The organism is Pyxidicoccus sp. M15 (assembly GCF_056858435.1).
In genome coordinates this window covers 242,754-254,711 of sequence record NZ_CM166495.1, presented here as the reverse complement: position 1 = coordinate 254,711, position 11,958 = coordinate 242,754, and the positions used below count along the sequence as shown (strand labels likewise).

At 69.1% G+C, this 11,958-nt stretch carries 6 protein-coding genes; 1 reads left to right on the top strand and 5 read right to left on the bottom strand.

The window, feature by feature from the left end; translation table 11 throughout:
• The first annotated feature begins 59 nt into the window (after positions 1–59).
• Positions 60–1,871, top strand: a complete 1,812-nt coding sequence (locus tag ACX9TP_RS00945) for an NUDIX hydrolase (protein ID WP_482977796.1) — start codon at positions 60–62, stop codon at positions 1,869–1,871.
• A 91-nt stretch (positions 1,872–1,962) separates the two neighbouring features.
• On the opposite strand, the gene ACX9TP_RS00940 is transcribed toward ACX9TP_RS00945, so the two are convergent.
• From ACX9TP_RS00940 to ACX9TP_RS00920, 5 genes are all read right to left on the bottom strand, one after another.
• On the bottom strand, positions 1,963–5,112 hold the full coding sequence (locus tag ACX9TP_RS00940) for a serine/threonine-protein kinase (protein ID WP_482977795.1): 3,150 nt from the start codon (positions 5,110–5,112) through the stop codon (positions 1,963–1,965).
• 359 nt (positions 5,113–5,471) lie between these two features.
• Positions 5,472–6,614: a trypsin-like peptidase domain-containing protein gene (locus ACX9TP_RS00935; RefSeq protein WP_482977794.1), complete on the bottom strand. Its 1,143-nt coding sequence runs from the start codon at positions 6,612–6,614 to the stop codon at positions 5,472–5,474.
• A gap of 12 nt (positions 6,615–6,626) precedes the next feature.
• The gene (locus ACX9TP_RS00930; RefSeq protein WP_482977793.1) at positions 6,627–9,632 is read right to left on the bottom strand and encodes an ATP-binding protein; all 3,006 of its coding nucleotides are present in this window, start codon (positions 9,630–9,632) and stop codon (positions 6,627–6,629) included.
• On the bottom strand, positions 9,622–10,659 hold the full coding sequence (locus ACX9TP_RS00925; RefSeq protein WP_482977792.1) for a hypothetical protein: 1,038 nt from the start codon (positions 10,657–10,659) through the stop codon (positions 9,622–9,624). Before ACX9TP_RS00925 ends, ACX9TP_RS00930 begins: the two co-directional genes overlap by 11 nt.
• 15 nt (positions 10,660–10,674) lie before the next feature.
• Positions 10,675–11,952, bottom strand: a complete 1,278-nt coding sequence (locus ACX9TP_RS00920; RefSeq protein ID WP_482977791.1) for a hypothetical protein — start codon at positions 11,950–11,952, stop codon at positions 10,675–10,677.
• Positions 11,953–11,958: the final 6 nt, after the last annotated feature.

The following is an 11,958-nucleotide window of genomic DNA, read 5'->3' as shown; positions in this document are numbered from 1 at the left end:
GGCGCCAGACGGTGCACTTCGTGGGGAATACGCACGGGGCCGTGGCAGTCTTGCGCGCCATGCGACTTCCCCACGCAGTGACGCTGGCCCTCGCGGCCCTCACGGCGCTCGCGGCCCCCGCCGCGCAGCCCGCCTCCCCCACCCTGCCCCCGGGCTACTGGCCCGAGGAGAAGGTGGCGGAGATTCTCGCCAAGACGGAGGAGGTCCGGCTCGCCCCCGACCTCTCGCGCCTCACCGCGGACGAACAGGCGGCGGTGAAGGACCTGCTCGAAGTCGGACAGATTCTGCAGGACCTCTACGAGGCCTCGCGCCACCACCAGGCGCTCGCGGCCTCCGCGCGCCTGCAGGCCCTGGACAAGAAGCTGGGCAGCCCGAAGCGCACGCAAGATCTGCTCACGCTCTACCGTCTGTACCAGGGCCCCATCGCCAGCACGCTGACCAACGCGCGCGAGCCCTTCCTGCCCGTGGACCCGCAGGTGCCCGCGCGCAACATCTACCCGTCGGACGCCACGCGCGCGGAGGTGGACGCCTTCCTCGCCGCGAACCCCGAGCAGCGCGACACGCTGATGGACGCGCTCACCGTGGTGCGCCGGGCCACCGCGGACAACCTGCGCAAGGACCTGAAGGTGCTCCAGACGTACCCGGTGCTGGACACGCTGCAGCCCGGGCTGCGCGAGAGCCTCCAGGCCCGCGCGAAGCGGCCGGACGCGAAGAGCCTGTACGCGGTGCCGTACTCGGTGGCCTACGGGCCCGAGCTGGTGAAGGCGTACGCGCTGCTCATGCGCGCGGCGGGACGGCTGGACGCGAGCGACGCGGAGCTGGCGCGCTACCTGCGCAACCGCGCGCGCGACTTCCTCAGCAACGACTACGAGAGCGGCGACGCGGCGTGGGTGACGGGCCGCTTCAAGCACCTCAACGTGCAGCTCGGCCCGTACGAGACGTACGACGACGCGCTCTACGGCGTGAAGGCCTTCCACAGCGTGTCCGTGCTGCTGCTGAACGAGGCGGCGACGACGGAGCTGCGCAAGCGGATGAATGGACTGCAAGGCGTGGAGGACGCGCTGCCCTACCCCGCGAAGAAGCGCATCCGCGAGGACATCCCGGTGGGCGTGTACGAGGTGGTGGCGGACTTCGGCCAGGCGCGCGGCACCAACACCGCGACGATTCTGCCCAATGACCCGCTGTATTCGCGCCGCTACGGCCGCACCATCCTGCTGCGCGAGAACATCATGAAGAACCCGGACCTCTTCGCCGCGGACGAGCGCATCTGGCGCACCGCCACGGTGGACGCGCACGCGAAGGACCTCACCTCCGAGGGCAACTTCCAGCGCACGCTCTGGCACGAGGTGGGGCACTACCTGGGCCCGGACCGCGACGCGAAGGGCCGCACGCTGGACGTGGCGCTGGAGGACTACGCGGACGCCATGGAGGAGATGAAGGCGGACCTCGTCAGCCTCTTCGCGCTGCACTCCTTCCAGAAGAGCGGCGCGCTGGACGCCGCCAGCCTGCGCGCCGTGCAGGCCTCCGGCATCCGCCGCACGCTGCAGAACGTGCGCCCGCGCGAGGACCAGCCGTACCAGCGCATGCAGCTGGTGCAGTTCAACTGGTTCCTGGAGCACGGCCTGATTCGCGCGGACCCGAAGACGGCGCGCCTCACCATCCAGTACGACAAGTACCTGGACACCGTCGGCTCGCTGCTCAAGGAGGTCATCACGCTCCAGCACACGGGCGACAAGGCGGCCACGGCGAAGTTCTTCGAGCGCTGGAGCACATGGACGCCCGAGCTGCACGACGTGCTCGCCGCCCGCATCCGCGAGGCCCAGGGCGCGCGCTTCCGCGTGGTGCGCTACGGAGCGCTCGGCGAGAAGTGACGGAGGAAGCGCTGGAGCTCCGCCGACGGGAACCGCGCCTCCAGGCGCGGGGCCTGCTGGCGGAGCAGCGCGTGGACCTGCGGGTCCGCGCCTACCGCTTCGCGACCTCGTGCGAGGCCACCCAGCGGCGGGCCTCGTCCAGGTCCCTCCGGGCGTACTGGCCGAGCTGCGTGTAGCCCTCCACGGCCTGCTGGGCCAGCGTCATGGCGCGAGGCCTCTCCGTCGGCTTCACCTTCCACAGCGCCTGTGCGAGCGCGAAGCGCAGCCACGAGGACTCCGCGTCGCTCCACCCCAGCGGGGCCAGCACGCGCGCGGCCTCCTCCAGCTCCTTCAGCGCGCGGTCGGGCTTGTTGAGCGCCAGCAGCGTCATGCCCAGGCCCGTGCGCGGATGGACGGTGGCGGCGTGCTCCGCGCCCAGCGTGCGCACCTTGCGCGCGAGCGCGGCGGTCAGCATCGGCAGCGCCTCGCGGGGGCGCTTGCGATGCGTGAGCAGCAGGCGCCCCACGTCCTCCTCCATCGTGTGAAGCGCCAGGTCCTCCGGCGAGAGCACCTTGCGCTGGAGGGCCAGCCCTTCCTGGTAGTGCGCCAGCGCCGCGTCCTCGCGCTCCAGGCGCTCCTCCGCGTCGGCGAGCGCGCGCAGCGCTTCGATGGACTCCAGGCTCTCCGGGCCGAAGACGCGGCGCATTCCCTCCAGCGCCTGCGCGTGGAGCGCCAGGGCCTTGTCCGGCTCACCCGTCAGCTCGTGGATGGTGGCCTGGTCGTTGAGCATCAGCAGCGTCTGCCGGTTGTCCGGGCCGAGCGTGTCCCGGCGCAGCGCGTACGAGCGCTCCATCCACTGGAGGGCTTCCTTGTAGCGGCCCTGCTCCTTCGCGACGATGCCCAGGTTGGCGAGCGTGGAGGCCAGCAGCGGGTGCTGGGCGCCCAGCCGCTCCTCGGTGATGGCGAGCGCGCGCTGGTAGAGCGGCATCGCCTCGTCGTAGCGGGCCTGCCGCACGCGCGCCATGCCCAGGTTGTTGAGCACCTTGGCGGTCTCCACGTGGGTAGGGCCGAGCACACGCTCGCGCAGCGCCAGGGCGCGCGTGTAGTTCGTCACCGCCAGGTCATAGTTGTCCTCGCGGAAGGCGAGGATGCCCTCGTGACTGGCCAGCTTCCCCTCCAGCTCGGGCGAGCCGCCCATGCGCTCCAGCAGCGAGTGGGCCAGGCGGGCCCACAGGTGGGCCTCGGAGAACCAGTCACGCTCACTGCTGAGTCCTCCCACCAGGTCCGTCGCCACTTGCACGGCGACCTCGTCATGACGGCCGGCGGTGGCGGCGGCCATGGCGTCGGTCCAGGCCTTCATGGAGTCGTCGGTGTGGCTCAGCCGCTGGTGCGCCCAGCCGAGGACGTGGAGGGCCTCGGCCTCCAGCGGGCGATAGCCGAGCGCACGCGCCGCGTCCGCCGCGGCCTTCGCGGCCGGGAGCGCCTGCGGGTAGCGCCCCGAGTCCAGCAGCGCCTGCGCCTTCGCGAGGTCGCCACGCACGGCCTCCACCTTCGCGCGCAGGGCGGGGTCCTCCGCGAGTGGCACCGGGGCGGCCAGCGCCTCCACGTTGGCGCAGCCGGACACGCCGCGCAGCGCGTCCACCGCCTCCGTGCTGCGCTTCACCAGGTCCGCGTCCGCGCGCGTGAGCTCCGCGGTGAGCGCGTCCACGGCGCGCAGGCGGCGGTCCAGGCACGCCATGCGCAGCGCGAGATGCGCCTCGGGTTGGGCGCCGCTGACGCGCGTGGCCTCGCACGCCTGCTGGTGCATGGTGCTCCACTGCGTGCCGTACGCGTCCAGCGCCTTCGACACCTGCGTGAAGGCCCCGTCCGCGCCGGGTGCGCCGCTGCTGGTGAAGGCCTTCTCCACGGCGGCCCGCTGCGACGCACTCCATACGTGGGCGAACAGCTCGGGCGCGCCGACGCACGGCTGTGCTTGCGGCTTCGACACCGTCACCGCGACACCCGCGGCCAGCGCGACGCCTCCGAGTACCGCCGCGCCACCCAGCCACTTGCGGCGCGCGGCGGACGGGTCCCTGGACAGTGCGTCCAGCAGTGCGTCCATGGAGGGGAAGCGCGCCTCGGGCGACACGGCGAGGCCGCGCGCCAGGAGACGGTGCACCCAGCCGGGAACGTTGGGATGCGCGGGAGGGGCGAGGTCGGGACGCTCGGCGACGATGGCGCCTTCCTTCGCGCGCGCGGTGTCGAGCAGCGTGACGGCCATGCGCCGCAGCGTGCCCTCCATGAAGGGGCGCTTGCCGGCGAGCGCCTCGTACACGGAGACGCAGTAGCTGAACTGGTCCGAGCGCGCGTCCGCGGGCCGGCCGGCGTACTGCTCCGGGGCCATGTACGCGGGCGTGCCCACCATGGCGCCGGTGGCGGTGAGGGGCGCGTCCTCACCGGGAGGCAGCGCGTGCGGCACGGGGACGGTGGGCTCCTCGGAGGCGTCGCTCTCGCGGGCGATGCCGAAGTCCGTCACCCAGACGCCGCCCTCGGAGCCGAGCAGGACGTTGTCCGGCTTGAAGTCGCGGTGCACGAGCCCGGCCGCATGCGCGGCGGCGAGCCCGCGTCCCATGGACAGGCAGATGGGCAGCACCTGCCGGAAGGGGCGCTGGGTCTTCTTGAGCCACTGGCGCAGGTTGCCGCCGTCCACCTTCGCCATGGCGAGGAAGACGCGCCCGTCATGCGTGCCCACGTCGTGCACGGTGAGCACGTTGGGGTGGGACAGGCGGGCCATGGACTGCGCCTCGCGCATCAGCCGCAGCGCGCGCGTGTCTCGGGATTCACCCAGGAGCTGGCGCTCGTGGAGCACCTTGATGGCCACGGTGCGGCGGAGCTCGGGGTCGAACGCCTCGAAGACCTCGCCCATGCCGCCGCGGCCCAGGCGCGACAGGAGCACGTAGCGGCCCACGCGCGTGTGGTGCAGTGGCGTGCCGCCCTCCGTGTGCGAGCCGTCGTCCCGGCCGCCCGTGCCGTAGCCCTGCGCAGGGGGATGACCGTCCTCCGAGCGGCCCGCGCCATCCTGTCTGCCCGTGCCGTAGGGACCGTCCACCGAACGCCCTGCGCTGGCCTGTGCGCTCGCGGCATGGACTCCTGCCAGCCGGTGACCGTCCTCTGAACGGTCCGCGCCCCCCTGTCCGCCCGTGTCGGGGCTACCGGTGCCGTGGCCACCCGCGTCCGCGTGGCCCTGCTCCGTTTCCTGGGTATCCCGTGAGGTCGAGGTCATCGGGTTCATCCTATCCCGAGGTCACCGAGGGCTCCGAAAGGAGGTCCCCATGGCGATGTTGGCCGTGGACGGTCGGTCCGCAAGGAGGGCGGCCGAGGCGGAGCGGGCGTCGCCTCACGCGATATCCACCGCGTGAGGACGCGGGAATCACGAGGCACAGGCCTGACGGAACCCGGCCAAAGCGCGGGAAAGATGCTGCCTCCTTCGGGCCGGCCGACGGGCGGAAGGAACGTTCCTTCCACCCCGAAAGCTCCCGCCCGGGCAGGCTCTACCCGCGTCCTGCCCCCAGGCCCGGGCGGGCATCACCCTGGTGGAAGGAACGTTCCTTCCGCCTTCATCAGCTCCAGCCGCGTCCCGCCTCAGGCCGGAAGGCCCTGCGCCTGGCGGATTTCCTCCCAGAGCTTGTCGTGGTGCTGCTTCAGGTACGAGCGGATGGCGCCAATGGGCGTGCCCACGTTGACCCAGGCCGTCTTGCGGCCCTGGTACTCCACGCCGTCGATGTCGATGGAGGAACGATGGAGGGCCACGACACGCCACTCGTCATCGAGCACCGGAGAGCCCGAGGAGCCCTGCTCGGTGTCGGTGAAGTAGCGCAGCTCGGTATCAGCAACGTGGGTGACGAGGTTGTTGCGGCAGGCGATCATCTTCGGCCGGCCGAGCGGGTGCTGGATGATGTTGACGGGGGTTCGATTCGCCACCGGGTCGACGCGCAGACCGAGGAACTTCCGCGCCGTCTGCGGCACCGCGAGCCGCAGCAGGGCGAAGTCGAGCACCGGATGCAAAGCCTCCAGCTTCGCGACCTTCGCCGCATCCACGGGCGCACTGGGGTGCTCGTAGTCGAACTGGAGCACCGTCCCAGGCTCGCTCGCCGTCCCGGCAGCCTGGAGGTCGAGGTCCGAGCGCAGCGCATCCGGTTCCCCCGGGACGCGTGCGTTGATGACGTGGTGGTTGGTGAGCACCAGGCTGGAGGTCACCAGCCACGCGGTGCCCATGAAGAGGTACGGGTCGCCATTGGCGAGCGAGCGCTTCGTGCCCGAGTCGTAGCGAGGGACAAGCGCCCGGGCGACACAGCGGCCCGCATTCTGTCCTCCGAGGAGGAAGCCGAAGGGCAGCATGTCGTTCTCATGGACGATGCGCTCCTTCCGCTCGGAGAGCTGATCGCGCTGGATGACGGGCACCGCTGGAGCGTTCTTGGAGATGGACGCGAGGGTGTCGCTGAACAGCTTCGCCGCCGACGTCGGGCCCGCGAGCATCGCGGCGCTACGCAGCCACGAGACCATGGGCACGGTGCCGTCCGTCAGCACCCTCGTGGTGTTGAGCTTGTCCAGCGTGAGCTTGAGCTGGGCGATGGGTTGCGAAATCGCGGGAAGCCCCCCGACGAAGTGCGGGTTCATCCCGCTCAGGAGAGCCTGTTGCGTCTCGGGCCTCGCCAAGTTGGCCTTGATGGCCTCCTGCATGAGGACGTCGAGCTGCTCGTCAGTGAGGAACTTAAAGGTCGTCATGTCACGTCCTCCTCAGGACATCATTTCCAGCAGGAACCCCAGGGGGCCGAAGCTCGCACCCTCGGGTGGCTTGAGGGTGGGGACTGCGTTCTGGCGGTACATTTCCCTGGACTCAAAGGACATCAGGTCTGCCGACAGGAGTCGCGCCAGCGTTTCCGGGGAACGGGCGCCTGCCCCTTCCGAATCACGTGATGCAGAGGCTCCATCAACACCAGGCGTTGGCGGAGAGGCCCTTGGCGGTAGGCGACTTCGGAGGGAGTCCACACCATGCAATCGGACAATGAACTCCTTCATCGCGCCTTCCAGTCCCGAGCCACGGATCCACTGATCGAGGTCCTCCACCAAGGGACGCATCGCCTCCAACGTTGCTTGAGGCTCGGCCGCGTCAACCTCAAGCATCATCTTCATTGCCCTCAGGTAAAGCAGGGGCGTTTCGTGCAATTCAGTATTCGGCATCCGCCGCAATAGTTGCGCCAGCGTCTGCACGGCATGCAGATGGGGCTGTGAGCCGCAGGCGCGCAACATCCAGAGCCGCACGTTGCTCAGTAGGGGCAGCACGCGCGCCGGCTCACAGACCCGCTCCGCCGCGAACCGGTCCGCGTCGTCCAGGATTCCCTGCGCTTCGGACAGGTCCCCGCGTGCCGAGACCAACAGCGCCCTCAGCAGGAGCAGCTTCAACGTGCTCACGGAGTCCGTGTTCCAGCCCGAGCTGTCGATTCCTGCCTGAACGAGACGCTCCGCCTCGTCCCGCTGTCCCAGCAGGATGAGCACGCGCGTTTCGATGGCATAGAGGACACTGCCGGGCGTCCGCTCCCTCCGCTCATGCAGGATTTCGAGCGCCCACTGCGGCTCGCCTTTGAGCAGCAGTTCCTTGAGCCTGCGGAGAACATGCCGCTCCCAATCCACGAGCTGTGCCCGCTCCCAAACCTTCGGCGGCAGGTCCACTCCGAGAAAAGAGGCCGCATAGGCCTGCACCTCGGCGGGCAGTTCATCCAGTGACATGCGCAGGTAGGGCGCCACTCCTGGCATCCACCGGGGATCAATCTCTTCGCGGGGCTGGCCACTCGCCATGCGGTGATACAGCTCTTCCGCGCGGCTCACGACATCCGAATGTTCTTCGTAGTAACGCACCGCCGCGGCATGGATGGCGGCAACCTTCGTGGGCTGGTCCACGCGCAGAGGCTCCAGCATCACGCGTCGCACGTCGGGCCGGTGGTACAGCGCACCGTCGGGCCCGAGCGAGACGAGGGACACCTCCCGCAGGAGCTGGTCGAACAACGCCTGAGCCTGTTCGAACGTCAGCTCTCCGAGTCCGCATGGCTCAGAGAGCACTTCCTGGATGACCTCGGGCGTGAGGCGGCGAACAATGAGCCCCGGATGCGCGAGCTTTCGCACAGTGGGGTCATGCACGTGTTCAAGCACGCGCCGGTAGAGCTGTCCCTGAACCACGGCTTCGCGCGCGGCGAAGAAGAAGAGCCGACGCGTCTTCAAATTGCGCAGTCCCTCCGCATCGACGCCATCTATGCGCGCCACTTCCGCCGCCAGCTTCAGACTGAGCGGGTTGCCACCCACCTGGGCATGGAGCCCACGGCGCATATCCTCACCGCGCACACCGCTCGCTTCGAGCAGTGACAACGCGGAGGCCTCATCCAGTTCCTTGAGGACCAGCTCCGTGGCCTTCAGCCGGGGCTCGGGCGCACGACCGGAAAGGACGACCCGCAGTTGGGGATAGGTGCTGCGAAGCACCGAAAGCAGATGCACCAACTCCCGCACCAGGTCCGTGCTCCGGTACTGGACCTCCTCGAAGGTGTCGAGCAACAGGAGGAAAGGCCCTCCCTGCTCCGCCCAGCGGTGCAGGACGTGCGTCATCAACAGCGTCCCAAACTCCTGCGCCAGGGGCACCCAGATTTCACGGGCGCTCACCGGGAAGAAGTCGCCCTGGCTGAGTCGACTGCCGTTTGTTCTGCGCTGGCGCTCGTCGCCCAGCGCCTTCCGGCACCGGGCATCGAAGGCGGAGAGCAGCATCCGGGAGTCTGGATACTGCAAGGCGAGCTGGCGGCTCGCCTCCAGCAGCAGCGTCGCCGGCTTGTCGAGGCTGACCTGGGGATTGTCGAAGTCGAGATAGGCGAAGGGGACGGCACCGCTGTGCTCCAGCACGAACCTGGAGAGCAGCGTCGACTTGCCCATGCCGCCCGGACCATGGATGAGCAAGGAGGCTCCATCTCCCATGTTCAGGACCCTGCGCGCGTAGGTCGACAGCGTCTTCGACACTGAGGTGTCGAGCACGCCCACGTGGACGCGAAGCTTCTCCAGCTCGTCCTTGCGTCCCCGGAAGTCTTGCCCCGCCAGCTTCCGGAAGGGCGCCAGCATGCGAGCACGAGCCAGTTCCAGCTCCAGGTCCCGCTCTCTCTCTGCCGCGCGCGCAAGCCCCTCGACGACAGCACCGAACCACCTGACCACCTGAAGCGCACGGGTCAGGTGATCCACGTCCCCGACAGTGTACGAGATGAGCGGAGTGGTTCTGGGCTCGTGCTCCGGTTCGGAGAGTTCACCACCCGCCCCTCCGTGAAAGAGGCGATCTTCATTCACCGAGCTGTAAGTGGCTACCGACCGCTCTGGCGGTATCCCGAATCTCACGTAGGAGGTGATGAGGCGCTGAAGCACGTCCGCGCCGTCCTCGCGAGGGTTGCGTTCTAATGCCGCCCTCAAGCCATCGAACCTTCCCAACCGCTCAATGGCCTCCCGCCGAACGGACTCCTTTAACATCCAGCGATGCGCGTTAGCACTTCCGCCTACGACCTCGCAGTCGTCCATCAACCACCGAAGCGCGCCGCCTACACCCGACGCGCCTCCCATGGGCCGCAAGGCTTCTGGGTCGAAGCTACTCAGCACGCACGCCGCCATCCGATAGCTCCACCGCTCCGGAGTGATCTCCTCTTCAGCGACATCCTCCTGGAGCGCCTGTAGCACCGCGCGCCGACGCTCCACCTCTTGCCGCGACAGCGCGCTAGAGTTCACGCGTCACCTCCAGCACCGCCCTGGCTACGGCGGACTGCCACTGCTCGTCGGCGGGCGTCAAGGTGAGCTTCGAGAAGACCTTCGCCACGGCCTTGTCGATGTTGTCCTTCGATGGGTCCGGGTGGACGCGAAGGAAGAACTTTTCCACGTCCGGCTTCTGGATGGGGTCCAGGGTCTCCTCGTCGAAGCCGTAGGGCAGGTCCGCGAGCATCTCCGAGTCATAGTCGATGAGCACGAGGCGCCCGTCGACGTGATGGAGGTTCGACGTCAGGGCGTCCGCCAGGAAGTAGATGAATGCGTGCGTCTCACGAGGCGCGTGCCGGAGCCCGTCCAGGAAGAGGCAAAAGGCCGTGGAGCGCCGTCCCAGCTCGTTGATGACCCAGGTGGCCAAGTTATGTGCCCTGCGGTTGTCCGAGCTGTGCTGCGCGGGCATCTGCGCCACGTTGCCGTCCACCACCGTCACGATGCCGCGAGCCACCTCGTCCGGCGTGTAGTTCTCCGGCTGTCCTCCCACGGTGGAGAACCACACCGGCGCGAAGCCAGAGCACGCGCCCTTGAGGTGGGTGACGAACAGCCTGGAGTACGACTTGCCGGACTTCGGTCGCCCGTTGACCACGAGCAGCCGCCGCGCGGGGTTGCGCGCGACGAAGTCCTGGAGCACCTGCCGGAAGTTCGACCGGTTGATGAAGGGCTTCCGCATGAGCAGACACTGCTCATAGGGGTCCGTCTGGGTGATGTCGGCCTTCTTCTTCCGCAGGTCCGTCAGGACGCCCGCCACCTCCGGATGGATGAGCAGCTCCGGCCGGTCCAGCAGTTTGAGTAGCAGCGGCGCGGGCCCGCTCAGACCGTCCTTCTCACAGAACCTGAGCAACTCCTCGATCTGCTCCTTGTTCGTGGGCATGACGGTGAGGCGGTCCCGCACGTCATTGCCCATCCAGGCGCCAATGAGCGCAAGCGCCTGACCACCGGTCTGTTCCTGAATGCGCCGGAAGACGACATCCCGCTGAATGGGTTCCAGGAGCAACATTCCGTTCGTTCCTCCCTACTTGCCGTCCGCCGCCACCTTCGCGGCGGGCCCCTGCAGCAGCCGCTCGAAGACGGGCTCCGACCTGCCGTCCCGGGTCACCGTGAGCACCACCGGCTCCCTGCTCGCGTCCACGGTGGCCAGCTCCAGCTTCACCGACACCGCGCCGTCCTGCCCCGCCACGCCGCGCGTCCAGCCCAACACCTGGTCGCCCTGGCGCACCTGCAGCTCCACGGGCTCGTGCGGCTTCAGCGCCGAGCCGACCGCATCCAGCGTCAGCTTCCCCTTCGGCGTGAAGGAGAACGCCGTGCCCAGCGAGGGCTCCGGACGCGCGACGGGCGCGGGCACGACGAGCCCGGTCAGCACGTGGACGCCTGCGTTCTTCTCCTCGGCGCCCTGGCCCCGCGAGTACGTCGCCAGCTCCCACGGGCCGTCCTTCGCCTCCAGCTTCGCCACCTCCAGCGTGAGCTCGCCGGTGCCATCCGCCTTCACCGTCTGCGAGCCCTCCAGCAGCACCGCGTTCGGCGAGCCCTGCTTGTGAAGCCTCGCGCCGAAGACGTCACCGGGCTTCATCGCGGTGGCCTTCAGCACCGCGCTCAGCTTCCCGCTGGCATCCCGCGTGTAGCCCGTCGTCACCCGAGCATCCGGCCCCGGCGTGAGCAGCGCCCCCAGCGCCGGGGCCGCACCAGCCAATCCCAGCGCCACCGCGAAGCAGACCGAGGCGACCTTGAGCTGCCCGCTGCGCTCCGTCGCCCGCTCCTCGAGCGCCTTGAGCATGCTGCTCGGGCTGTCCGGGTTGAAGGCCTTCAGGGCCGGCGTCTTCATGCGCGCGGCGAACGCCATGCTGACGCCCAGCAGCAACAGCGCGAGGGTGAAGACGACCTGCGAGCCCACCTTCACCTGGTCATGGACGGTGTACGTATAGAAGCCCACCAGCGTGGTGAAGAAGGCCGTGCCGTTGAACAGCCACGTGCCGAAGGCCTCCAGCCGCTCGGCGGACTTCTGCGGCTCGAACAGGGTCCGCAGCTTGTCGAGCGCCGCGGCCTCCGTCTCCAGGACGGGGCGCCCCTTCACCTCCGCCTCCGTCCGCCGCAGGTCGAACAGCTGCCGCGTCTTGCAGTGCGGGCAGACGACGTCGACATCGAGGAAGCGCGGCTTCGGAGGCGGCGGGGGTGGCGGCTCCGGGTTGTAGACCTCCTGGATGCTGACGGCCTTCCTGCCCGCGGCCACGGTGACCAGCTCGGTCAGGTCCGGGCTCGGACAGGTGCTCGTTGCACACAGCCACTTCGTCGTCATGTGAGG

Excerpts from the sequence above, each read along its gene's own strand:
- ACX9TP_RS00945 (WP_482977796.1), top strand. The coding sequence starts at position 60 with ATGCGACTTCCCCACGCAGTGACGCTGGCCCTCGCGGCCCTCACGGCG.
- ACX9TP_RS00940 (WP_482977795.1), bottom strand. The coding sequence starts at position 5,112 with ATGACCTCGACCTCACGGGATACCCAGGAAACGGAGCAGGGCCACGCG.
- ACX9TP_RS00935 (WP_482977794.1), bottom strand. The coding sequence starts at position 6,614 with ATGACGACCTTTAAGTTCCTCACTGACGAGCAGCTCGACGTCCTCATG.
- ACX9TP_RS00925 (WP_482977792.1), bottom strand. The coding sequence starts at position 10,659 with ATGTTGCTCCTGGAACCCATTCAGCGGGATGTCGTCTTCCGGCGCATT.
- ACX9TP_RS00920 (WP_482977791.1), bottom strand. The coding sequence starts at position 11,952 with ATGACGACGAAGTGGCTGTGTGCAACGAGCACCTGTCCGAGCCCGGAC.